We start from the raw sequence: 25,069 nt of genomic DNA, 5'->3' as shown, positions 1-25,069 counted from the left end.
CAGCCCCGAACACGAAAACCTAATAAAAAATTTAGAGTGTCGGCAAACTGACTAGTGACCCTCAGAAACCGAGCCCTGCAGGTACACAGCCAGCAGCAGAGCGAACACATAAGCCTGGATGCACTGAATCATGAATTCCAGGAAGTACAGGAACATGCCCAGGGCGCCGGGAGCGATGGCAGCCAGGTAGCCGATGCCACCCAGAGCCTCAACCATGTAGGTCACCATGCTGGATGCAACCATCAGCGCCACGTGACCACCGAACATGGTGGCGAACAGACGCAGTGCGTGGGTTGCGGGGCGAATCAGCATGTTCGAGAAGAACTCGATCGGGATCAGAAGGGGGTAAATCCACGCCGGCAGGCCCGCAGGCATGGTGATGTCCTTGAAGAAGCCGCCCAGGCCCTTGCGCTTGATGCCCACGCCGACCCAGGTCAGGTATGCCACGCCAGCCAGCGCGTAGGCGCTACCGGGGTGGGAGAAGGAGGGCAGCTGGATGAACGGAATCGCGCCGTAAAGGTTGTTCACCAGAACAAAGAAGAAGGAGGCGAACAGAATCGGAACGAAAGGCTTGTAGTGCTGAACGCCCAGAGTTTCCTTGCCCAGAGAGTTGCGAGCAAACAGGTAGCCGGATTCAGCGATGAACTGAGTCTTTCCGGGAACCATGGCACGCTTGCGCGCTGCGGTGAGGAAGAAGACCGCAATAATCACCACGGAGAGTAGCACCAGCGCGTTCTGCTTACCAAAGGCGAAATCACCAATGGTGAAGAAGGGGGGAAGATGCATGTCTTCGGGGTTCGGCGGAACATAGGCCCCGGCTTCCGCGAGGATCAACCCGTTCTCGATCAAAGCAAGTCCTTTCTTGCTGCTTGTGGCTATCAAGAGCCCATGCCAGCTCTTGCGTGACTGACATGCTAACTACATGGATGAATGTGTGACCTAACGGTCCGCGTTCAATGACCTAACGGTCCGTATTCTGCCTGGTCATATAGGTGAAAACGAGAGTTAAACCCCCAATGGCACCAATTAAGACGCCAACCCATACCATCCAGGTGGTGGAGAAGAGCAGGTCACCGAGATAACCGATGCCTCCCCACACCGCAATGCCGATAAGCAGATAAAGAATTGACATCACGGCACCAGACAACCCTCCGCCAGACACCAATTCTCCGGTGGTGCGGAGCTTTTTATCTCCGTCCCACCATTTCTTCTCTTCGGCCAAACGTTTTCCTTTCAAACACCTATCGTGTTACCGACCATGGTCTTCCGAGTCGGTGTCGAAGTACAAAATCCTCAGTCGTGCGATGCTAACTGTCTCAATAACAATCCACAGAATCACGCCGGTACATGCGCCTGCGAGAGTCCAACCGTGCCTCATGTTCTCTGGGAACGGCACAAACATCAATACCAGACCGAGTAGAGCAATCTTCACCAGGTAGCTGACCACTAACGATTTGGGTACGCCCCAGCCGAACATGGGAGCAACCAGCATAACTAATACGCCCAGAGTGAAGCATATATAGATTATCAGAAAGCCCAATGTTATTCCTAGCGCGCCCACAGGGCCCGCAAACAGGCACGCACCCATCATACCGCCGAACCAGGCCAGCAGAGTGCAGACCGAGACCCTATAGAACAAAATTTTCCAAGAAAGCTCTTGACTCACACTCGCTGAAGAGCTAGATGTACCTGCGTTCAGGCGAGCACGGATACGGCGACGTTCCGAACGCGGGTACCATAACACATCCACAGCTCGACGCCCCAACGTTTCAGAGAATTGAGCACCAGCTCGCTGGCCTCCCACCAACGACTTACCATCCCCCACAGCCACTAGCGGTGATCCTTCTGAGTGCAATCAGAGGAGTCAGTGCGGAGCGGTTCAGCATCCCCCGAATGTTGCTTCACCGAGCCCGGAATAATGGGTGCGGGATGCAGAGAAGTGGGCTCTACACGCTCCGGAGTTGCAGGCACACCGGTCGCAGACGAAGACGAGGTACCCTGCCCCGCCTTCTTTGGAGAGGCCGACTGCTCAGCCGGAGAAACCGACGGAGAAGTACTAGCCTCAGTAGAGGATCCACCGTTCGCCGCCTTCGTCAGGTCAATTGTCGAGCTGGGAGCCTCACCACCAAAAAGCTGAGGCATACGCAGATACACGGCCAAAACAGCAAGCGCCACAAGCACCACACCAAGCGCCGCAAAAGCGGCACCCGAGGTATACAGGTCAGAAGCGAAAGCCAACAGGACCCACACCAGAATCGTCACACCCGTAACCACGGCGGTCGAGCCCAGGTGGCTGAAGCCCACGTCCGTCAGACGCTGATACACGTGGGTGCGGTGCGGCTTATACCACTGCTCCCCCGCCATGAAGCGACGGAAGAGAGTCGAACCGGCATCGGCCAGGTAGGTGACAAGAGGAGCAAAAGCCAGCAACACCGGAACATCCGCAAACCAGGCACCCACAGCCAGAGTGCCCAGGGCCGTACCCAGCACATAGGACCCAGCATCCCCCAGGAAAACGTTCTTACCCGGGCGCACATTCCATGGCAGAAATGCCAGGTACGCGCCGGCCACCGCCACACCCGCCATCGCCAACCATGGCAGGTTAACCATCCAACCGGTCAACGCATACGCCAAACCGGCCACAAGACCGTGAGCACCCGAGATGCCATTAATGCCGTCCATAAAGTTGGCCACATTAATATAGCCCGCGATGAACACAGCACCAACCACCACCAACAGCGGATTCGTGCCCTGAACCATCGCAAAACTAACACTCACCAGCACACCAATCACTAGCTGCAAGGATGCGCGACGAACAATACTCACACCGCGAATATCTTCAAGCCAGCCCAAAGCCAAAGAGCAAAGCATAGCAGCGGCAATCGTAATGGCCAGCTGCAGAGACTCGGCAGACCGGTAGGTCCACCCCAGCAGGGTCGCACCGCAGAAAGCCAACAGGGTCGCCGCAGCCGTCGCCAGCCCCATACCACGATAGGTAGGCGTGGTGTGCGAGGATCGCTCATTAGGGATATCCACCATGTTGTTGCGGTGCAGAATCGGACGCACCGCAAAGGGCAGGAGGGCGCCGGCAATCACCGCAAGGATGAATATGCTCGCTAGCTCGGGAATGGAAGTCATGATGGTTCCTGGTTGTACTGTCTCGTGAATGTGTTTATCGTATGGCTCCGCCGGCCCCAGTGCACCAGAAAGACGCTCCCGTGAGGGCGACTGGGGCGAAGAACCGAGGTAGGCTAGAAGGTCTGCGCGTTCTCCAAAGTGCGCGGATCGGGTGCACGTTCCAAACCGTGGCGCTCGTAGCCGCTGTGCTCGCGGTAGTTCCGAATCCACAGCTCGTAATCAAGCTGGTCCGGGTTCAGTGCCGGTGCGCTCGAGCGTGAAATGTAGCGGTTCTCCTCACTGGGCACAAGCTTCTCAGCATCGCCGAAGAGCGTCTCGTCCAGCTTCTCACCCTTGCGCAGGCCAATCTCCTTAATCTCAACGTCGTAACGTTCGTAGGCCTGACGCATCGCCTTAGCCACATCCAGAATCTTGACCGGCTGTCCCATATCCAGCACCATGACCTCACCCGGACGGCCAATCGCCCCAGCCAGCATCACGAGCAGACAGGCATCCGCAATGAGCATGAAATAGCGGGTCGCGCGCTTATCAGTCAGGGTAATCGGGCCGCCCGAAAGAATCTGCTTGGTGAAGAGCGGCTTAATCGAGCCGCGCGAACCAAACACGTTACCGAATCGCACCGACACGTAGGTGTTGCCGGTCTTCTCGCCAAAGTATGCGGTCAGGCGCTCCGCCACGCGCTTAGACTGGCCCAAGGCCGTCTTCGGGTCCGCCGCCTTATCGGTCGAAACATTCACGAAGGTCTTCACACCCACCGCCTCGGCGGCACGCAACACATTCAGGGTTCCCAGAGAGTTCGTCTTCCACGCCTCCTGCGGGTAGGCCTCCAGCGCCGACACATGCTTCAGCGCCGCAGCGTGGAACACCACCTCGGGGCGGCGCTCCCGGAAAACCTCCAGCAGGTTATCGCCCTCACGAATATCCGCAAGAATGATGCGGTCATCGTCCAGGCTCGACTCGTGCGTAATCGACACCTTGGTGTCCATCAGCAGGGTCTCGTCGTGGTCGAGCATCATCAGGGTCTCAGGCTCAAATTCACTAATCTGACGGCACAGCTCCGAACCAATCGAACCGCCCGCACCCGTCACCAAAACGCGCTTACCGTGCAGGTACGAGCGGAGGATATCGCGGTCAATATCGTAGTTAATCTCGCCACGAATCACACGCATCAGGTCGTTATCGCTCGCGTTCACCAGGCGCTCACCCATCAGACGGGCGTTCGCGCTGCTGATGCGCTGCACCTCAACCTTCAGACGGCGCATGCGGTCGCAGAAGGCCTCGAAGTGCGCCTCCGGCATGTCGGAAATCGTGACAATCACCTTACGGGTGCCCGATTCGCGAATCGCGCGCTCCAGCTCACGGTAGGTCGTAATCACCTGGATACCGTGGAACTTAGTTCCAGCCTTCAGCGGGTCATCATCGAAAACCGCCACGGGGCGCAACTTCGCCTCCTCATCGTGCAGCATGGAATCCATCACCATGCCGCCGATAAAACCGGCACCATACACGATGACCGGTTCACCCGTCAGCTCACGCACCGCACCACGCTCAGTATAGACACGCTTAGCCATGCGGGCACCCGCCATCATAATCAGGCTGAACGCCGCGGCAATCGCCGGCACACTGTGCGGGATATGCGGCAAACCAACAAGCTCATCAACAAAAGAGAAACCGGTCAGCACCACACCCGTGCTCAACGCCGCCGCCGCGGCACGCCACGACTCGTCAAAGGACCCGTAAGAGTACACACCGTTATAAATCTTGGCAGCCGCCAAACCAAAAATTAGCTGCAACAGAACCGCTCCGATCGCCGTAATCGTGAACGAAACGGGGTGAATAATGTCAAACACCGAGCTATGGTTCAGCAGCACACTATAGCGCAACATGTACGCAAACAGCGCCGCAAGGACCCAAGCACTCGAGTCAATCAGCACCTGTACGATAAGCCACCACGGCTTACGCTCATATAGACGATTCACCAGAACAGCCCCGGAATCGCCCTCCGTCATCAGCGTGCCGCGCTGAGCAGCACGTCGTACCGCCTCGTGGGCGTCAGATTTCAGCTGGGCCATTAAAAGCCTCCTTCAGATGCGGCACCGGTAGAACGGTCCGAAGATGAGCGAGTAAAGGACGCGCGGGCGGCCACAGTAGACAGCGCGCGGAAAGCAGAGCGGCGCAGGGACTCAGGCACAAAGCGGTACACGCTACGCACCGCCATATTCTGCACCCAACGGGTCTTCGAGATGGCGTGGCCCGTGTACAGCCGACGTTGAATAGCCCAGTCCTGCTTCCAGGCATCCACTCCGCCGCGCTTCGTGTAGGCGCCAGCGCCCACGCGGTAGCGCACAAGGGGTGCGGGCAGATTGCCCAGGCGGTACCCGGCGTCTCGCAGGCGCATCCACAGCCACCAGTCTTCGGCACCGGGCACGTACTCGTAACCGCCGAGGGTCAGCACGGCACTCTTACGGAATGCTACAGAGGGGTGGTATATCGGGTTGCGCAACTCCATAGCACGGAGCAATCGTTCAGAATCGACGATGGCCTCGCGGACCGACTCGACCTCCGAGTTACTCTCGTTGACCTCGAGCATAGCCGAGCCGAGTAGAGTGTAACCGCCCTCGACCAGGGCCGGAATCAACTCAGCAAAGCGGGTGGGTTCGGAAAGATCGTCAGAATCGGCGCGCGCCACCAGTTCGTAGCTACAGGCCTGCAAGCCCGCGTTCAGAGCCTCGGCCAACCCAATGTTCTGCGGCAACTCCACAAGCTGAATCGGCGGGCAATCCAGGCTCTCGGCGCGGGCAACCCAGCGGTCCACCACCGCACGCAACTCGGGGGTAAGGGGACCGTCCAGGACCAGCACAAGTTCCGAAGGACGCAGAGTCTGGTTCAGCAGATTCGATTCCAGAGCCTGATCCAGGTACGCGGGATTCTCCTTCGCATACACACTCATGAGCACCGAGAAATCGGGGGCGGAGCTCACGCATCCGGCGTTCCCGGTCGCGGCCGGCTCGGGGTTCGAAGCCGGTACGCCGTAACGTCCCGGGAAAGTCAGCGGGTAGATGCCCTCCAACACACGACGGTTCGGGACAGGCGGGCGCAGACCGTCACGCAGACCGTTCAAGAAATACCCCAGGTAGGTGCGGCGGTCATCGGTACGGAGCAGAGTGGAGACCCATAGGCGGGCCGAGGAGCCGCCGTACAACAACTTCTCCAGCGGGTTCAAGGTACGCGAGCGCGTAAATACCCACAACTTATTGCGCACGTCATTGTAAAAGCGCGGGCCGGGCTTGGCGTTCGTCGTACCGAAGGTCTTGGTGTGGTGCTTAGCCACCGAAGAAGGCACCGCAATACCGTTACGGTGGTGAATCAGACGGGTTGAGAATTCAAAATCATCATTCCAGATGAAGAACTCGGCAATCGGCAGGCCACCGTTGCGACGAATGGCCTGCGCGTCCATCAGAATCGAAACGAAGGAGGCGCTACGAATCGGGCGGGCCCCCACCGCGCGGGCGCGGGCGTGACGCTGCTCCCCCGCCGCAAACATCGTGCGGGGAGTGTTCATCGGGTGGTCCTCACCGTTCGTCCACACCACGCGAGACGCCACCACCGCGGGGCGCTTCGAGGGAACCTCGGAGTAGCCGAGCCACGCCTCCACGGCCTCGGCCAGGGTGTTCTCGGTCGGCTCGGTATCATCATCCATGACCCACACGAGGTCAGGGTTGTGACGTTCCAGGGCGCGGTCGATACCCACCGCAAAACCGCCGGCGCCACCCATATTCTGCCGCAGGGTAATGCGGTCCACCGGCAACTCGTACTCTAGTGAGTCCAGGTACGCTGCAGTGTCATCAGTAGAGGCATTATCGACAATAACCACGGCGACCGGACGCATCCGACCGGAGGCGATACCCGCCAGGGTTTTGGGCAACAAATCGCGGCGGTTGTAGGTCACGACCACCGCAACGGTGCGGGGCTCAGGCTGACCGTCATGTTTCGCGGGGTGCTGGGCAGGGGCAGGTCGGTCGCTGTGCTGTTCTGCCATAGTGTTCTCCCTCCGCGGCGCCGAGGCACCTTATCCGTTCGATGTCGAGGTATATCCACGTTCTCCGCGCGAGGACCGGGTGTTTCGGCGGTACCCGCAGCGTTCATGCCGCGAGGATATAGCTCTCCAAAGTGACTATTTTACCGGGGTCTTCATCTCGAGGTGAATCTTCCCATCTAACGCACCCCATTATGACGCATATTCAACCTCAAACGGTTGTTTTTCTACATGTCGAATAGCGCAGAATCCACCATAACTCACTCTCAACCAGAAGATAAATTATCGCTAGATATGAGCCAGAGATTCAGAGGCACGGGTAATGGACTGGGCTCCAATGGACTGGGCTCCATAGCCTGTAACAGGGAGCAAGCCGTTCCGCGGGTACTTTCGACGACTCCCCTGTGCCCAAGCTGTCCCTGCCATACGAAAAAGCGACCAAAAACCGGTCACCGCCCCAACAATTCACCATAACCGGTGCAAATATGCGAAAGTTGAAATGACCCTGTTTTTCCCCGCACCGACCGCGGGCTTCAGAGAGGTAAAGACATGTCCGAATCCAGGTGGAAAGTCATTGGCGCCAGCGGCTTTGTTGGCTCCGCCATCGTTGCGCGCCTCAACGCAGAGGGTATCAGCGTCGATCCCATTGAAGCGCCCCGCCTCGCCACCCGATCCCTTGACGTAGACAGCATCATCGACGAGGCAGAACAGTTGGAGGGTATCATCGATTCCCTCGCCGAAGCCTTCGCCGGCGCTCAGGTCGTGGTGAACGCCGCCGGCCTCGCCGCCCCGAACATGCAGGATCTACCCCCGCTCATGGGTGCGAACGCCCTGCTACCGGCCGTCATCGCAATTGCCGCCCAGCGTACCGGTGTGCGCCGCGTCATTCATCTCTCCTCCGCCGCTGTGCAGGGCCCCCGCCCCGTGCTCGACGCATCTGAAGAGACCGCCCCCTTCAGCGCCTACTCGTTCTCCAAGACCCTGGGCGAAGAAGCACTCCTCGACCTGCAGGACTACTTCCTGGACGAGCATCCCGAGAGCGCACCCGAACTGTGCATCCTGCGCGCAACCAGCGTTCAGGGCCGCGGCCGCCGCACCACTGAGCTCTTCGCCAAGATGGCCTCCTCCCCCTTTGCCTCGGTAGCCGGCGCGGGCCAGGGCAAGTCCCCCGTCTCCAGCGTGTACGCTCTGGCCGAGTTCGTGGTGATGCTCGGAACCTTCCCCGGCGAGCTGCCCGCCATCGTGCTGCAGCCCTGGGAAGGCGCAACCGTCGCCTCCGCATCGCTGGATGCAGGCCGCCGTAAGCCCCACCGCCTGCCCGAATGGCTCTGCCGCACGGCCATCAAGGCAGGTTACAAGGTATCGGAGCTCATGAATGACAAGTTCTCCGGTTCGGTGCGCAAGGTCGAGGTCATGTGGTTTGGCCAGGGCATTGACGATTCTTGGGCCCGCGAGAATAACCTGCTGCCCACCCCGCGCGTGCGAGAGGTACTGCGCACCGCCCACACGGCCCTGGGCAAGAAGAAGGACCGCCGCTTCGCATAGGAGCCGAGGCCACTCTCTAACCGGAAAGCAACCCGCCAAAAGCCATAACACTATGGAATAGCATGAGGGAACGCCCGATATATCAACTGATATATCGGGCGTTCCCTTGAGTTTTAACCGTGGCCGGGTCTACAGGTGATCTCCAGCGGCTTCCGGAGCCTCGGTCTTAGGTTCAGCCTCGGCCACAGGTTCGGTTTTCTGCTGCTCGGGCTCTGCCTCCAATCCAGCCTTTGGGGCGGCGGGCGCCTCACCGAAAACCAATGCGCGAGCCGTATCAGCAGAGACAGGCTGAACCTGCGGCTCATCCGCACGAATCGGCTTGGGGGTATTGTCTCGGTAACCGCGCGAACGCTCCTGATCCACCGAGCTGATGCCGAAGCCCGAACCCAACGTGCCCGTAGAACCCAGCAGGGAGGCGGCAATCGAACCGACCGCCGGTACCTCAGCACGACGAGCGGGCTCACCGCTCACCGTGTGGGTGCTATCCCACTGTTCGTAGGCTTCGTCCAGGCCATCCTGCTCATCCAGCGCCTTCTGGGAGGCAACCGAGATGCTCGACTCACTCTGCGAGGAGGTCTGCGCCTCCTGCACCTTGCGGGCCGCCTGTTCGTCGGCCTCGGCGCGAGTCAGAATCGAGGGAACCACCTCGCGGAGCTCCTCGACGGGAATCGCACCCTCACGCACCACCACGTAGGGGAATGAGGTGCAGTCCAAGATGGTCGAGGGAGCCGGCTCGCGTTCAGTCACCACCGTGACCCCGTCCTCGTTGGGCTCGGACTCGTGCGGCTTCGGGCGGGAACCACCGTCGATAATCACAGCGACGTCCTCACCCAGGGAGTCCATTGCGGACTGCGCGGTCGCAGCAGCCTCGTGGCCGGTCTTGTTCGCGCTCGAGACAGCCAGCGGGCCGTACTCAGTCAGCAATTTCAGGGCGAACTCGTCATCAGGGACACGCACCGCGACGGTGCCTCGGGTCTCACCCAGGTCCCAGCTCAGTGACGGGTATGCGTGAAGAATGATGGTCAGCGCGCCGGGCCAGAAGCGGTAGCCCAGGTCATAGATATCGTCCGGAACATCGTCCACCACACCGGCGAGCGCCGCGATATCAAAGATGAGTACGGGCGGCGGCATAGTGCGGTCGCGGCCCTTATCTGCCAGCAGCTTGGCGACACCCTGATGCGAGAAAGCATCGGCGGCAATACCGTAGACGGTATCGGTGGGCATCACAATCGTGTCGTGTGCCTTGAGGGCTTCGCGGGCGGCGTCCAGCGCCTCGCGGGTCTCGGTTTCAGTCGTTACGGGATACAGCTTTGCAGTCACGGGTTATATTGTCTCACGTTTTATGGATTGCGGCGATACGCCGGGGAGGGCGCACGTCACGGGGTTGGGGCATCACGCCTCGTCGGCGGCTGATGCGGCTGACGCGACGGCTGAGAGGCACGGCGGCTCCCCCACCCCGGAGGCTAGGAGTCGGCCCTGATGCTAGGAGCCCGCGGCGGCGGGTTTGTAGCCCGCGCTGTGCCGGGGCCTGCCGTTCAGGTCCCGTACCGGGTAACACCGCTCAAAGCCCACGCGCGCCAACAGCTCAGCGACGGCCTCCTCCTGGGTGTCATCATGCTCCATCATGAAGAAGCCTCCGGGGGTCAGTAGCTCGTAGGCGCGGGCGGCGATGGCGGCCGGCATCTGCATGCCGTCCGCTCCCCCGCCGTACAGCGCCATGTCCGGGTCGTGCAGGGCAGCCTCCGGGTTAGTAGGCACGTTCGCCGGCGGAATGTACGGCGGGTTGGAGAGCACCGCGTCGAAGGTGCCGACCAGCTCGGTAAGTGCAGTGAGGGCATCCCCCTGCACCAGGTGCACACCCAGCGGCTCCAGGTTCTTACGGGCGTAGGGGATGGCGTCTTCGGAGAGCTCCACCGCGAACACCTGGGCGGCCGGCAGTTCGCTCTTGATAGCCGCCGCGATGGCGCCGGAACCCGTGCACAGGTCGACGACGCGCGACCCGCCGGGTACAGTGTCAGCACGCACGCTCAGCACTTTGAGAGCTTCTTCGACGAGTAACTCCGTTTCGGGTCGGGGCACGAATACGCCCGGCCCGACCGACAGCTCTAGCCGGTAGAAGGGAGCGCGTCCCGTGATGTACTGCAGCGGCTCGCGGCGGGCGCGGCGGGCGACCAGCACCTCGTACTCAGCGACCTGCGCAGGGGTGAGTCGCTCCCCCATAAGCAGGGCCCGCTGCAGCTCGGCCCGAGAACCACCGTGGAGCAGGTGCGCTGCGAGTAGCTCGGCGTCCACGCGGGGGCTGGGCACCTGCGCCAGGGCCGCGGTGGCGCGCGTCAGCACCTGCGCGAGCTCTTCCCCGCGCGGGTCGTGCACATTCACCTTCATAAGTTCCCCTTCTTCTGCATGTTCCCCGTCAAGGACGGACATAAGGCTCGGGCTGCTACGCCGCATACACGCGAAGGGGGCCATCGCGTGACACGATGACCCCCTCTTGCATTCAGACAGCCCACCCGCCTGCGAGCTGGACCTGCGAAACGCCTACATCTGTGCGGAACTACTTCTGTTCCTGACCCACCTGAGCGAGGCGGTGCGCCTCATCCATCTCAATAGCGGACTGAATCACCGGCTCCAGGTCACCGTTCAGCACGGCGTCCAGGTTGTACGCCTTATAGCCGGTACGGTGATCAGCGATGCGGTTCTCCGGGAAATTATAGGTGCGGATACGCTCCGAACGGTCCATGGTACGCACCTGCGAAGCACGGTGTGCCGCGTTCTCGGCGTCAATCTGCTCCTGCTGGTGAGCCAGCAGTCGTGCACGCAGCACGCGCATTGCGGCTTCACGGTTCTGCAACTGAGACTTCTCGTTCTGCATCGCCACGACAATGCCGGTCGGAAGGTGAGTAATACGCACCGCCGAGTCGGTGGTGTTCACCGACTGACCGCCGGGGCCCGACGAACGGTACACGTCAATCTTCAGGTCGTTCTGGTTAATCTCGATTTCCTCAGGCTCATCCACCTCGGGGAACACCAGCACACCCGCGGCGGAGGTGTGAATACGGCCCTGAGACTCGGTCGCCGGAACACGCTGCACACGGTGCACGCCACCCTCGTACTTCAGGTGCGCCCACACACCCTCAGCCGGCTCGTTCGAGGAACCCTTAATAGCAATCTGGGCGTCCTTGTAACCACCCACGTCGGTGCTGGTCGAAGAGATAATCTCGGTCTTCCAGCCCTTGTGCTCAGCGTAACGCATGTACATGCGCAGCAGGTCACCCGCGAACAGGGCGGCCTCGTCACCGCCGGCACCGGCCTTCACCTCAAGAATGACGTTACGGCCATCATCCGGGTCACGCGGAATCAGCAGGCGGCGCAACTTCTCCTGAGCAGCCTCCAGCTCCTCCTCCAGGCCGGGGATCTCCGCCGCGAAATCCGGATCCTCAGCAGCCATCTCACGGGCGGCCTCAAGGTCATCCTTGAGCGAGGTGTACTTGTTGTAGGCGGTCACGATACCGGTCAGCTCCGCGTAGCGGCGGCCCACTCGGCGTGCCTTACCCTGGTTCGACTGCACGGCGGGATCGGCCAGCTGATTCTGCAGGTCAGCGTGCTCGTCCAGCAGAACCTGAATAGATTCAAACATTCTGTTCTCTCTTCCATCTCCCGCACTTTACGCCGCACGGGCGGGCACTAGAATTCGTCACTCCCCTGATGGGGCGCCTCGCTGGGAGGCACAGGTGAACGCCTCACGCGCCCCACCGTCATACCGGGGTGGGGCGCGTGAAACACAGGTCTTAGTCGACCAGGCGCAGGCCGTTCTTCTGCACCGTAAGCAGGAACTCCACGTTACTTTCGGTCTTGCGCAACTGGTTGGTCAGAACGCCCAGAGCCTGCTCGGGCTCCATGCCGGCCAGGGCACGACGCAGACCCCACATAATCTTGATTTCGTCCGGGGAGAGCAGGTTCTCTTCGCGGCGGGTACCGGAGGCGTTGATGTCCACGGCCGGGAAGATACGCTTGTCAGCCAGCTGGCGGGACAGACGCAGCTCCATGTTACCGGTGCCCTTGAATTCTTCGAAGATCACTTCGTCCATCTTCGAACCGGTCTCAACCAGGGCGGTAGCCAGAATGGTCAGCGAGCCACCCTCTTCGATGTTGCGGGCGGCACCGAAGAACTTCTTCGGCGGGTACAGCGCAGCAGAATCCACACCACCGGACAGGATACGACCAGATGCCGGAGCAGCCAGGTTGTAGGCGCGGCCCAGGCGAGTCATGGAGTCCAGCAGCACGACCACATCGTAGCCCAGCTCCACCATGCGCTTCGCGCGCTCAATGGCCAGCTCGGCAACCGTGGTGTGATCCTCAGCCGGGCGGTCGAAGGTCGAGGCAATAACCTCGCCCTTGACGGTGCGCTGCATGTCGGTCACTTCTTCAGGACGCTCATCCACCAGAACCATCATCAGGTACACATCGGGGTTGTTCACGGTAATCGCGTTCGCGATGGACTGCAGCATGAGGGTCTTACCCGCCTTCGGCGGCGAAACAATCAGACCACGCTGACCCTTACCAATCGGGGACACCAGGTCAACCACGCGAGTACCCAGCTTCTTGGGAGTGGTCTCCAGGCGCAGACGCTCCTTGGGGTACAGCGGAGTCAGCTTGGAGAACACGCGGCGGTTAGCGGCCTCTTCAACGCTCTGACCGTTGATAGCCTCCACCTGAACCAGGGCGTTGAAACGCTGGCGGTTGTTCGACTCGCCCTCACGCGGCACGCGAATCGCACCGATCACGTGGTCGCCCTTACGCAGGTTGTACTTCTTCACCTGAGCCAGGGAGACGTACACGTCATTGGTACCCGGCAGATAGCCGGTGGTACGCACAAACGCGTAATTGTCGAGGATGTCCAGCACACCCGAAATCGGTGCCAACACATCGTCTTCGCTCAGGCGAGGCTCGTGTTCCTCGCGGCGGCGTGCCTGCTTCTCGGCGCGCTCAGCCTGACGGTCACGCTTGGAACGACGCTCGGTGCGCTCGGAGTTCTTACGCTCGGCACGCTCTGCGCGCTCAGCCTGGCGGTCACGCTTGGAACGGCGCTCGGTCCGCTCTGCACGCTCAGTACGCTCGGTGCGCTCGCCATCCTGATCACGGCGACGCTCGCGGGTGCGGGTACGCTTAGAGCTCTTCTCACCATCAACGGCGCCGAAGGTCATATCCAGGGCAGCATTCAGACTATCCAAGCTTGCGGTACCGTCTGCAGTGGAAGCCTTCAGCTCAGAGGAGTTCGGAGCCGACTCGCCCGGCTCGGAACGCTCAGAGATGCGCTCCGCGGCCAGCTCGGCGCGCACATCCAGAGGAGGAAGCTCTGCCGGCTTCTCGTCCTTGCGGCTACGGCGGGTACGCTTCTCAGATTTCTCGCTCTTCTCCACCTTCTCAGAAGCTTCGGGGGTGTCCTGGCCCTCAGCGGCGCGGCGAGCGCGAGCACGCTTCTGGGCAGGGGTCTCGTAACGCGAAGAGCGGGTACGCTTCTCGGACTTTTCGGAACCCTCGGACTCGCTCTTCTCTGCCTTCTCGGCTTTTGCCTCGGCCTCCTTCTGAGCGCGGGTGCGGCGAGTACGGCGGGTCTTCTGAACGGGCTCGGAGCCCTTCTCGCCCTCAGCAGGAGCCTCGACTGCCTTCTCCTCGGTCTTCACGGTGGACTTTTCGGTGGACTTTTCAGAATTCTTCTCGGCGAGAGTCTGAGTATTCGGAGCGGCCGGGGCAGCTACGGCGCCACCACGCTGGTGCTCCTCCAGAGCCTGAACCAGCTCCGCCTTCTTCAGTTTCAGGTAGCCACGAATGCCCAGCTGCTGAGCCAGGACGCGCAACTGCGCGACCTTCAAATTTGCCAGTTCCGGCGCGGCCGATGCCGTGCCGAACTCATCGGTGACAACAATGTTCTTTGCCAACTACAATTCCTTTGGTTGTAAGCCCTGAAAATCTTCAGAATAAAGATCGGGCGGGCGCTATAGCGCGGTCAAAGGTTCCTGCACCGCCGCAGAACGCGGCGACCTGCACCTTCGACTCCCTCGAACCGCGCTAGAGGCGGTTCGCATCTCTTACCGTACCCACCGATTCAGACACGGCGGGTACACACGGAAGATAAGGCGCTCTATCATCATGTGTGCACCCCTCATTCATCGGACCCGCACCTGCGGCCTGGGGCCAGCGGGTCAAGAATGAACGGTTGGGAGGGTTCAATCGCCGTGACCGAAACCGCCCCCTTCACATCGACACCCTGCGGGTGAGGCATTACAGAAGGTAAGCTCCCCTCCGAAACCCAACCAGGCACAAAGTCCGGAACGGGGTGAAACGGGGTGAGGTACGAAACGTACCTGCCAGGAAGCATTAATTACGGTCATCGTCGAACGGCGGGCAAAACCCACAATAGGACGTTACACGTCCTACTGAGTAACTATAACACCTTCAGTATCAATTTCAAGGGGGAGCACACGCCAGTTCAGGCGGCGGCCATCCACCTCGCTCGCGGGGCTCTGCGCCTCAAACTCAGCAATAGCCTCAGCAGTCTGCTGCACCTGCTCTTCATCGCGGGCGAAGGTCAGAACGGTCGGGCCAGCACCCGAAATCACGGTAGCCAGGCCACGCTCACGCAGGAAAGCAACCAGGGCAGCCGAAGGCTCCATGGCGGGAACACGGTAGCCCTGATGCAGGTAGTCCACCGTCGCATCCATGAGGTACTCGGGAGCATCCGAAAGCGAACGCACCAGTAGCGCGGCTCGCGCCGAATTGGCGGCTGCCCGAGCGTGAGGAATCTCCGCGGGAATCAGGGAGCGGGCCAACTTCGTGGACACCTCGTAATCAGGCACAGCCACGACAGGACGCACCTGCGGGTGCACCGGAATAATCAGAGAGTGCCACTCCCCCTGCTGACCCCACGACACCGAGAGATTACCGTAAATCGCCGGAGCCACATTATCCGGGTGACCCTCCATATCAGACGCAACCTGCAACATGCACTCGCGGTCCAGGCGGTGCTCCTCAGGCAGTAGCGCGCTGGCGGCAGCCACACCCGCAACAATTGCGGAGGCCGAAGAACCCATACCGCGCGAATGCGGAATCTTGTTATCCGCAATCAGCTTCAGCGGAGGCAGCTCCTCCAGACCGGCCGCCTCAAAAGCCGCCTTCATAGCGCGAACCACCAGGTGGTTTTCGTTGCGCGGAACCTCGGCACTTCCCTCACCTGTCAGCTCAAACTCCAAGCCAGACTCAATGCGCTCAACCCTCAGCTCATCATAAAATCCCAGGCCCAGGCCCAGGCTGTCGTAGCCGGGGCCCAGATTGGCGCTCGTGGCAGGCACGCGCACGGTGACGGATGCGCCCACGGGAATATCAGAAAGGTTCAGGGAAGACATGTGAAGAGGTACCTCGCGATCGGTGACGGAGTGAACGAGCAGGATGCTGAAAATCCGCACATCCGCCTTAACAAATAGGTGGTGACGGGGTACTGAGACCCGCCATCATGCAGGTGCACCCCGCCCCGAAAACCGGGACGGAGTGCACATCGTAGTACGAATAGGCTAGTGCAAATCGAGAATATTTGCCACAGCCACCACGTCGAAGGGGGCCTTAGTCGGCTCGACCTTCACGCCGTTCACAGCCTCCAGAGCCCACTGCGGGTCCTTCAGGCCGTGACCGGTCACGGTGATAACGATGGTCTTACCCTTGGGTGCCTCACCCGCGCGGTGCTTCTTCAGCAGACCCGCCACACCAGCAGCCGAAGCAGGCTCCACGAACACGCCCTCACGAGCAGACAGCCAGCGGTGCGCCTCCAGAATTTCCTCGTCGGTTACAGCCTCAATCACACCACCGGACTCGTCGCGAGCGGCCTCAGCCTTCTCCCACGAAGCGGGGTTACCGATGCGGATTGCGGTTGCGATGGTCTCAGGGTTCTCGATGGGGTGACCCGCCACGATCGGGGCGGCACCGGCGGCCTGGAAGCCCCACATAATCGGGCGCTTGGTAGCCACGGGCTCCAGAACCTCACCATCACGGTTGGTGTAGGGCTCGGAGTACTCCTTGTAGCCCTTCCAGTACGCGGTGATGTTACCGGCGTTGCCGACCGGCAACAGGTGGTAATCAGGGGCATCGCCCAGGGTGTCAACAACCTCGAAGGAACCGGTCTTCTGGCCCTCAATACGGTAGGGGTTCACCGAGTTCACCAGGAACACAGGGTAGTTCTCGCTGAGCTTGCGAGCAACCTCAAGGCAGTTGTCAAAGTTGCCGTCGATCTGGATGATATCGGCACCGTGGGCAATCGCCTGAGAGAGCTTACCCATAGAAATCTTGCCGTCCGGAACCAGCACAGCGCAACGCAAGCCAGCCTGCAACGCGTAAGCTGCGGCGGAAGCGGAAGTGTTACCCGTCGAAGCGCACACCACAGCCTTCGCACCATCGCGCTTAGCAGCGGTCATGGCGCTGGTCATGCCGCGGTCCTTGAAGGAACCGGTCGGGTTCATACCCTCAAACTTCAGGTAAACAGTGTTGCCGGTCTCGGCGGACAGCGCTGGGGCGTGAATCAGCGGGGTACCGCCCTCGCCCAGAGTCACGACCTGAACGTCCTCACCGAAGGGCAGACGGTCACGGTATTCCTTGATAACGCCCTGCCACACGTGTGCCATTGGCATCTCCTTTAATCTTGAGGCGCACCGCCCGCCAGGGTCCTGTAACCCCGGTAGCGGGTACGCGGGTTCGTCAGTGCGCGAGGGGCCTCCCCGGCCGCTCTCGCAAGTCTATTGCGGCGACATCACACCGCGAGATTGGGTAGTGTCTCTCGACAGGGGCCTAGTGCTTCTCGGACTCCACGCGAATCACGGAGTTCACCTCACGCACCGTATCAAGCGCGTCAATCACGGCGATGGCACGGCGCAGGTCGGAGTCCTTCGCAGAGTGGGTCACCAGGCGAATCTGGGCCGCGCCCTCGTGCGGAGTGGACTGGCGCAACGAATCCACCGAAATGCCGTGCTCGGCCAGGATTCGAGTAATGTTCGCCAGAACGCCCAGGCGGTCCTCCACCAGAACGCCCACCGAGTAGCGAGAAATCACGTTATCCAGGCTGGTCGCGTGCAACTGCGCATGAGAGGTCTCAGGAACACCGGGGCCACCCAGCACCAGACGACGAGCCAAAGACACGAAGTCGCCCAGAACAGCCGAAGCAGTCGGGGCACCGCCAGCACCGGGACCGTAGAACATCAACTCACCGGCGTTCTCCGCCTCAACAAACACGGCGTTGAACGCACCATGCACACCAGCCAACGGATGCTGGCGCGGAATCAGGGTCGGGTTCACACGGATGTTCGCGCCGTCCTCCCCCTCACGCTCGCAAATAGCCAGCAGCTTAATGACGTAGCCATCGGCGTCTGCGGCCGCAACATCATCGGCGGTGATAGCGGTAATGCCCTCAGTATGCACATCATCAATCGTGAAATCCGAGTGGAACGCCAGCGAAGCAACAATAGCGGCCTTCGACGCGGCATCGTGACCCTCAACGTCAGCGGTGGGGTCAGCCTCAGCATAGCCGAGCTTCTGGGCGTCAGCCAGCGCATCCGAGAAGGAGGCGCCGGTAGTGTCCATCTGATCAAGAATGTAGTTGGTGGTGCCGTTCATGATACCCAGCACACGGGTCACACGGTCACCAGCCAGGGAATCACGCAGCGGGCGAAGAATCGGAATCGCACCGGCCACGGCAGCCTCATACGACAGCTGTGCACCGGATGCGTCAGCGGCCGCCTGCAACTCCATACCGTGCTTAGCCAGCAGAGCCTTATTACCCGAAACGACAGACTTGCCAGCATTCAGCGCACGCAAAATGCGGGTGCGCGCCGGCTCAATGCCGCCGGTCAGCTCTATTACGACATCGGCTGCATCAATCAAAGCCTCAGCGTCGGTGGTGTACAACGAGGGGTCGGCATTCCAGTGGCGAGTTGCCTGGGTATCACGCACAGCAATGCCGATCAGCTCGACAGGCGCACCAATGCGCTTCGCAAGAACGGCGTTATCCTCTACCAGGATGCGCGCCGCCTGGGAACCGACATTACCGGCACCCAGCAGGGCAACTTTGATCTTGTCAGCCACGATAGTCTCTTTCTACGGTCGTTCCGGGGCGTTCCCCCGGGATCTCTTCGGGCTACGGTGCGGTGCGCTACACGGAGCACGCACTCTACACCACTTTATCAAGAGGCAGGATGAAGCTATCGGCCTCAAGCTGCGACTTTTATTCTCTGAGATGAGGCATCCCTCACAGTCGAGGGGTGCCCGGTGTACAGGGTCACGAAGCCCTGCCCTCTCTGCGACTCATCGGCAATCTACCGGAATTTTAGATATCCGACCCCATGTCCAGGGAGAGCATGTCGTCCTCACTCTGGCGGCGAATCATCACGCGAGAGGGGCGGCCCTCAGCGGTCGCAATCACCGGCGGTCGAGTCAGGAAATTGTAGTTCGACCCCAACACGTAGCAGTACGCGCCAGTCGCCGGAACCGCCAGAATATCGTCGGCCTGCAGGTCAGCGGGCAGGTAGCAGTAACGCACCACAATATCGCCGGATTCGCAGTGCTTACCCACCACGCGGCAGAGCACCTGCTCACCCTCCGGGGCGCGGTTCGCCAGAGTCGCCGAGTAGTCCGATTCGTACAGCACCGGGCGGGCGTTATCGCTCATGCCGCCGTCCACCGAGACGTAACGGCGCACACGAATCTCGCCGTTCTCGTCCTCGATACTCACATTCTTGATGGTGCCCACCGTGTACAGGGTCGCACCCGAGGGACCCGAAATCGAGCGGCCCGGCTCGAAGGACATGTGCGGAATGGCCATGCCCAGGCGCACACAAGTGGCCGCCACCGAAGCGGCGATGGATTCGGTCACCTCGGCAATGGAGCGGGGACGATCAGCCTCAGTGTAGGCGATGCCGTAGCCGCCGCCCAGGTCCAGCTCCGGCAGGGTCACGCCCAGGTCGCGGTTGAGGCGGTTCATGAACTCCAGAGCGGTGGTTGCCGCCTGTTCGAAGCCCGCCGCCTCAAAAATCTGCGAACCGATGTGGCAGTGAATACCGCGGAATTCCAGGGAGTCGGTCGCGTTCAGGATCGCCGCCGCCAGCGTAGCGTAGGACTCGGAGGCATCCACACCCCAATGCTCCAGCTCTGCCTCGTCCAGGCCGGCCAGCGCGGCGGTACCCGGCTGCAGGGACATGCCGAACTTCTGGTCCTCGTGCGCGGTCGCAATCGATTCGTGGGTCGAGGCGTGCACGCCCGGGGTAATGCGAATCAGCACCGGGACGGGCGGGTAGGGCTCCTCCCCCTCCGCCACGCGCTCTGCGGCCAGCTCGGCGTACACCCGCTCAATCAGCTTAATCTCATCCACCGAGTCAGCCACCACGCGGCCCAGGCCGTTACGAATCGCGCGGGCAATCTCAGCCTCCGACTTGTTGTTGCCGTGCAGAGCGATGTGCTGACCGGGCATACCGCCGCGCAACGCCAGCGCCAGCTCGCCACCAGAGGCGGTATCCAGGCACAGCCCTTCCTCACGCACCCAGCGAACAACCGCGGTGGACAGGAAGGACTTACCGGCGTAGTAGACGCTCACCTGCGCGCCGTGCGCGGCAAAAGCCTGTTCAAATGCGGTGCGGTAGGCACGGGCGCGAGTGCGGAAAGTCGTCTCGGAGAAGACATACTGCGGGGTGCCGTGCTCCGCGGCCAAATCACTGACAGCCACGCCGTCAATGCAGAGCTCCCCCTGCTCATTGCGGGCGAAGGATTCGGTCCAGATGCTTCGGGACAGGTCGGCGGGGTTCTCGGGCAGGGTCAGCCATTCGGGGCGGTAGAGGGAACGAGCTTCACTCATCGGGTCTCTTTCTGGATGCTCTTGTTTCTGGATGCTTTTGCGCACCGCACGCGAAGGCGTAGATTCTCGCGGCACGGTAGCGGTTCTCTGTCTGTGAAGGGGATGAAAGGTGAAGGGTACTGCCAGCCGGGGTGCCGAAGCCACCGGCGGCGGCATACATTCAACCCCCGGCCCCGGCAATACCGGGTCGGGGGTTGAATCGAGGGGTATTACATGCGCTCGGGTGCGCTCACACCCAGCAGGTTCAGGCCGTTAGCCAGCACCTGCTGTGCCGCGTTATTCAGCAGCAGGCGGGTGCGGTGCAGGTCGGTGACCTCCTCGCCCGCCTTCGGGGCCACGCGGGAGACGCCGTACCAGCTGTGGTAGGCCGAGGCGAGCTGCTCCAGGTAGCGGTTCACGCGGTGCGGCTCGTAGAACTTCGCGGCGTCGCGCACAGCAGCGGGGAACTGGCCGAGCACGGCCAGTAGCTCACCGTCAGCGGCGGAGTCGAGCAGGGAGGTGTCCACGCCGTCCTCAAGCTTCACGCCGGCCTCCGCGGCGTTACGCGCCACGGCGACGGTGCGTGCGTGAGCGTACTGCACGTAGTAAACCGGGTTCTCGTTGCTCTTGGAGGTCAGCAGGCCCAGGTCGATGTCGATGGGGGTGTCCACCGAGTAGCGGGTCAGCTCGTAGCGGGCTGCGTCAACGCCCACGGCCTCGACCAGGTCCTCGAGGGTGACCACGGTGCCAGCACGCTTGGACATGCGCACGGGCTTGCCGTCCTTGACTAGGTTCACTAGCTGGCCAATCATGACCTCAATCTGGTCGGCGCGGTAGCCGAGAATCTGGGCGATGGCCTTCAAACGGCCCACGTAGCCGTTGTGGTCCGCACCGAGCATGTAAATTGCCACGTCAGCGGGGTTCTCGGCACGGGTCATCTTGTCCTGATAGTAGGCGATATCGCCCGCCACGTAGGCGTGGTGACCGTCAGACTTGATAACCACTCGGTCCTTGTCGTCGCCGTAGTCGGTGGTGCGCATCCACCAGGCGCCGTCAGCCTCGAAGAGCTGGCCGTTCTCGCGCATGGTGTTCAGCAGGGCATCCACCTTGCCGCCCTCGAACACGGAGTTCTCATGGAAGAACACGTCGAAGTGGGTACCGAAGGCCTCCAGGGACTCCTTGATCTGGTCGAACATCAGGTGGGTACCGATTTCGCGGAAAATCTCTTCGGGGTTCTCGGCCTCGAGCGCGTCGGGGCGCTGAGCCAGAATCTGATCCTTAATGTCGACGATGTACGCGCCAGCGTAGCCGTCCTCAGGGGTCTCCTCACCGCGGGCGGCGGCAATCAGAGAGCGCACGAAGCGGTCAATCTGGGTGCCGTGGTCGTTGAAGTAGTACTCGCGCACGACCTTGGCGCCCTCAGCCTCCAGCACTCGGGCGAGCGCGTCACCCACGGCGGCCCAGCGGGTGCCACCCAGGTGGATGGGGCCGGTCGGGTTCGCGGAGACGAACTCAAGGTTAATGGTCTTGCCGGCGAACTTGTCGCTGCGGCCGTAGGCCTCGCCCGCCTCAACGATGGTGGCGGCGAGCTCACCAGCTGCCGCGGCGTCCAGGGTAATGTTCAGGAAGCCGGGGCCCGCGATATCCACGGAGGCCACGCCGGGGATGGCGCCGATCTTCTCTGCCAGAAGAGCTGCTGCCTCGCGCGGGTTCTTGCCCACCTTCTTGGCGAGCTGCAGAGCGACGTTGGTGGCCCAGTCGCCGTGGTCACGGGACTTGGGGCGCTCAACTCGGACGGCGGGCAGTTCAGCGCCCTCCACGAGGGTCAGCTGGCCGGAGGAAATGGTTTCTTCAAGGGCAAGCGCAATGGCTTCGGAGAGTTCTTCAGGAGTCATAAGAACCTATTCTAGCAAGCATTGGGTCGGGGCTGACCGTTTATTCGGCGCATATCTGATACCATGGTGGGGTTGCCTCTGTAGCTCAGCGGATTAGAGCACCAGTTTCCGGTACTGGGGGTCGAAGGTTCGAATCCTTTCAGGGGCACGATGTTCTTATTCGAGAGGGAACACGGGAGCCGATACTCGCACAGCGGGTGTCGGCTCCTTTTTATTTCTCAGGTTATGTCTCGGGCAGAAACATCAGAGACTGGACACCTCCGCTCCCTTATTGTCCCGGGACCTCACAGTTGAGAGAATAGACAACACGCACACCGTTCAAATAAGCACGACAACACCACACCAGCGGAGGTAAACCGTGACCACCATGCGCCAGATCCAGCTCACCGAATGGGGCGACGAAAGCGTTCTGCACGAGGCGACCGTCCCCATCCCCTCCCCGGTGCGCGGTCACGTTCTCATCAAGACCGTCGCCGCGGGCGTGAACCCCATCGACGTGACCACCCGCAAGGGCCTGGGCCCCGCCGCGCAGCTGGCCGACCCCTCCTATAGGCCCTTTGTGCCCGGTTGGGATGTAGCCGGCACCGTGGTCGCCACCGCCGGCGACTACACGGGCTTCTCCGTCGGCGACGGCGTTTTCGGAATGGTGACCTTCCCGTACCCCGGCGGCGCGTACGCCGAGTACGTCCTCGCCCCCGCCTACCAGCTGGCCAAAGTTCCCTCCGACGTTCCCTGCGCCCAGCTTGGCGGTGCACCGCTCGCCGCGCTGACCGCCTACCAGTCACTCTTCGAGGTGGCGCGTCTGAAGGAAGGTGAGCGCGTACTCATCCACGCCGGTGCCGGAGGCGTCGGCCACCTCGCCGTGCAGCTGGCCGCCCAGGCAGGTGCGCAGGTTTTTGCGACGGCTTCCGCCGCGAACCACGAGTTTGTGCGCTCGTTGGGCGCCCAGCCGATTGATTACCGCACCGAGGACTTCCGCGCCGTACTGGGTCAGACCATGGACGTGGTGCTCAACTCGACCGGTAAGCAGACCTTCCTCGATTCGCTGGAAGTGCTGGTTCCGGGCGGGCGCATCGTGACGCTGACGAATCCCGACCCGCTGGAGGTGGCCCGCGAGCGCGGGTTCGAGGCGCAGTGGCTGACCGCGCACCCGGACCGCGTTCAGATGCAGGAGATTGCCCGGCTCATGTCTCTGGGTCTATTGAAGGTGCATGTGGAGAAGATTTTCCCCCTCGCCGAGGCAGCCGCAGCTCAGGAGCTTATGGCTTCCGGCCACACGTGCGGCAAGATTGTACTGGTTCCCTAAAGGACTTACAGAGAACAAAATCTATGAGAGACCGAGATCTTAAAGAACGGGCTGATTCATGCTAAATTCTGAGGCTGCGCAGAGCGTTATGAATGACGAGTATCGCTCCGGTTTTTACCGCCCCGAGGGGTTTTTCGACGGTCTATCCCTGCCCGGCTACGGGGATGAAACGCCCGTCACGAGGGAGGCCTTCGCCTACGACTTTTACCCCGCGCGCGGAGCTGAGAATTCTAATGTTGATAAGAAGTCCGGTATTGCTGAAAAGTCCGGCGCTACTGAGGGTTCCGATAGCACTGAGTCCAGTAGCGATGGGTCCAGCAGCGTTGAGCCCGCTCCCCTGCTCATCTGGGTGCACGGCGGCGCCTGGCGCTTCGGCACGAATCAAGGCCTGCGCGAAGTAGACATCATGACCCCCGAGGGACCGCGCACGAACCGGCAGACCCTCATGCGCCGCACCCTGCAGGAGCACGGCTGGGCGGTCGCATCCATCAATTACCGCTACTCGCACCAAGCGATTTTCCCGGGCGACCTGCACGATGTGAAGGAGGCGGTGCGCTTCTTCCGCGCCCGCGCCGCTGAGTTCGGCATCGACCCCGAGCGCATCGCAATTGCTGGTGGAAGCGCCGGCGGGCACCTGAGCATGATGGCCGCCCTGACCGGCCCCGACACAGCCGGCTACGCGGGCGGGGACCCCGAACTGCACGAGTACTACGAGGGGCGCGCCTCCAGTAGCTACCCGCCAGTAAGCTCAACGGTTGCCGCGGCTGTCCCCTTCTACGGGGTTAGCGACCTGCGCACTATCTTCACCGACCGTCCCCTCGCCGGCTACGCACTGGACCATCCCGAAGATGACGGCGCCGAGTGGCGCCTGCTGGGTTGCGACTACCCCCTATCTGAGGAGCACGAGTGGGTAGAGCACGTGCCCGGTATTGGCCGGGAGCGCGCCGCGCAGAATTGGGAGCGGGCGCATCCTTTGGACCTTGCGCGTGGAGTGCACGCTAGTGGCCCCACCGGCGAAACCTGCACCGACAAACAAAGCAAGGAACACACGACAAGCGGGAAGAGCGCACCCATCATGCTGGTGCACGGCATTGCCGACTCGTGCGTTCCGTACCAGCAATCGGCGCGGGTGTATCAGGCCCTGCGCGCGCGGCAGACGCCCACCGATATGGTGCTGGTTCCGGGCGCTGAGCACGGGGATCCACGCTGTTTTACTCCCGAAATCGTTCAGCGGATGCTGTCATTCCTAGAGGCTACCGTGTAGGCGGTTCAATACCTGCCGTGGG

At 61.6% G+C, this 25,069-nt stretch carries 17 protein-coding genes and 1 tRNA gene; 4 read left to right on the top strand and 14 right to left on the bottom strand.

Translation table 11 applies throughout. The features are described 5' to 3' along the window. Positions 1 to 51 precede the first annotated feature (51 nt). The 5 genes from atpB to JX292_RS02730 all read right to left on the bottom strand — a co-directional run bounded on the left by atpB (position 52) and on the right by JX292_RS02730 (position 7,177). Positions 52 to 849 carry a F0F1 ATP synthase subunit A gene (gene atpB, locus JX292_RS02750; protein ID WP_204861180.1) on the bottom strand — a complete coding sequence of 266 codons (798 nt, stop codon included), beginning with the start codon at positions 847 to 849 and terminating at the stop codon, positions 52 to 54. A 112-nt stretch (positions 850 to 961) separates the two neighbouring features. Beyond that, a complete protein-coding gene (locus JX292_RS02745; RefSeq protein ID WP_204861178.1) occupies positions 962 to 1,222 on the bottom strand; it encodes a hypothetical protein in 261 nt (86 codons plus the stop codon). A gap of 608 nt (positions 1,223 to 1,830) precedes the next feature. Beyond that, entirely contained in the window at positions 1,831 to 3,138 is a 1,308-nt protein-coding gene (locus JX292_RS02740; protein ID WP_204861176.1) for an MraY family glycosyltransferase, read from the bottom strand. Between the two features lie 113 nt (positions 3,139 to 3,251). Further along, on the bottom strand, positions 3,252 to 5,210 hold the full coding sequence (locus JX292_RS02735; RefSeq protein ID WP_204861174.1) for a polysaccharide biosynthesis protein: 1,959 nt from the start codon (positions 5,208 to 5,210) through the stop codon (positions 3,252 to 3,254). Further along, positions 5,210 to 7,177 carry a glycosyltransferase gene (locus tag JX292_RS02730; RefSeq protein ID WP_204861173.1) on the bottom strand — a complete coding sequence of 656 codons (1,968 nt, stop codon included), beginning with the start codon at positions 7,175 to 7,177 and terminating at the stop codon, positions 5,210 to 5,212. Before JX292_RS02730 ends, JX292_RS02735 begins: the two co-directional genes overlap by 1 nt. Before the next feature lie 546 nt (positions 7,178 to 7,723). Here JX292_RS02730 and JX292_RS02725 point away from each other — a divergent pair. Then, positions 7,724 to 8,719 (top strand): NAD-dependent epimerase/dehydratase family protein, encoded by a 996-nt coding sequence (locus tag JX292_RS02725; RefSeq protein WP_204861172.1) that lies wholly within the window; start codon positions 7,724 to 7,726, stop codon positions 8,717 to 8,719. A 129-nt stretch (positions 8,720 to 8,848) separates the two neighbouring features. On the opposite strand, the gene JX292_RS02720 is transcribed toward JX292_RS02725, so the two are convergent. The 9 genes from JX292_RS02720 to argS form a co-directional block, all read right to left on the bottom strand. Next, positions 8,849 to 10,039, bottom strand: coding sequence for an L-threonylcarbamoyladenylate synthase (locus JX292_RS02720; protein ID WP_204861171.1), 1,191 nt, complete (start codon positions 10,037 to 10,039; stop codon positions 8,849 to 8,851). A gap of 162 nt (positions 10,040 to 10,201) precedes the next feature. Then, complete coding sequence (gene prmC / locus JX292_RS02715) at positions 10,202 to 11,104, bottom strand: peptide chain release factor N(5)-glutamine methyltransferase (protein WP_204861164.1); 903 nt, start codon at positions 11,102 to 11,104, stop codon at positions 10,202 to 10,204. 169 nt (positions 11,105 to 11,273) lie between these two features. After that, a complete protein-coding gene (prfA, locus tag JX292_RS02710; protein ID WP_204861162.1) occupies positions 11,274 to 12,356 on the bottom strand; it encodes a peptide chain release factor 1 in 1,083 nt (360 codons plus the stop codon). A gap of 151 nt (positions 12,357 to 12,507) precedes the next feature. After that, entirely contained in the window at positions 12,508 to 14,658 is a 2,151-nt protein-coding gene (gene rho / locus JX292_RS02705; RefSeq protein WP_204861160.1) for a transcription termination factor Rho, read from the bottom strand. A 495-nt stretch (positions 14,659 to 15,153) separates the two neighbouring features. Beyond that, on the bottom strand, positions 15,154 to 16,122 hold the full coding sequence (thrB, locus tag JX292_RS02700; protein WP_204861157.1) for a homoserine kinase: 969 nt from the start codon (positions 16,120 to 16,122) through the stop codon (positions 15,154 to 15,156). 165 nt (positions 16,123 to 16,287) lie between these two features. Next, positions 16,288 to 17,388 carry a threonine synthase gene (thrC, locus tag JX292_RS02695; protein ID WP_204861155.1) on the bottom strand — a complete coding sequence of 367 codons (1,101 nt, stop codon included), beginning with the start codon at positions 17,386 to 17,388 and terminating at the stop codon, positions 16,288 to 16,290. Positions 17,389 to 17,551: 163 nt separating this feature from the next. Further along, entirely contained in the window at positions 17,552 to 18,841 is a 1,290-nt protein-coding gene (locus JX292_RS02690) for a homoserine dehydrogenase (RefSeq protein WP_204861152.1), read from the bottom strand. 241 nt (positions 18,842 to 19,082) lie between these two features. Next, on the bottom strand, positions 19,083 to 20,603 hold the full coding sequence (locus tag JX292_RS02685; protein ID WP_204861151.1) for a diaminopimelate decarboxylase family protein: 1,521 nt from the start codon (positions 20,601 to 20,603) through the stop codon (positions 19,083 to 19,085). Between the two features lie 209 nt (positions 20,604 to 20,812). Next, positions 20,813 to 22,477 carry an arginine--tRNA ligase gene (gene argS, locus JX292_RS02680; RefSeq protein ID WP_204861150.1) on the bottom strand — a complete coding sequence of 555 codons (1,665 nt, stop codon included), beginning with the start codon at positions 22,475 to 22,477 and terminating at the stop codon, positions 20,813 to 20,815. A gap of 74 nt (positions 22,478 to 22,551) precedes the next feature. On the opposite strand from argS, the gene JX292_RS02675 reads away from it, so the two are divergent. The 3 genes from JX292_RS02675 (at position 22,552) to JX292_RS02665 (ending at position 25,047) form a co-directional block, all read left to right on the top strand. After that, positions 22,552 to 22,625: transfer RNA gene (locus JX292_RS02675), tRNA-Arg, on the top strand. A 219-nt stretch (positions 22,626 to 22,844) separates the two neighbouring features. After that, positions 22,845 to 23,783 (top strand): NADP-dependent oxidoreductase, encoded by a 939-nt coding sequence (locus tag JX292_RS09080; RefSeq protein WP_275586145.1) that lies wholly within the window; start codon positions 22,845 to 22,847, stop codon positions 23,781 to 23,783. A gap of 58 nt (positions 23,784 to 23,841) precedes the next feature. After that, positions 23,842 to 25,047, top strand: coding sequence for an alpha/beta hydrolase (locus JX292_RS02665; protein WP_204861148.1), 1,206 nt, complete (start codon positions 23,842 to 23,844; stop codon positions 25,045 to 25,047). Positions 25,048 to 25,069 lie beyond the last annotated feature (22 nt).

This window comes from Rothia mucilaginosa (assembly GCF_901875305.1).
Taxonomy (GTDB): domain Bacteria; phylum Actinomycetota; class Actinomycetes; order Actinomycetales; family Micrococcaceae; genus Rothia.
Note: the sequence above shows the minus strand (reverse complement) of the source record. Positions and strands in the feature narration are given on the sequence as shown.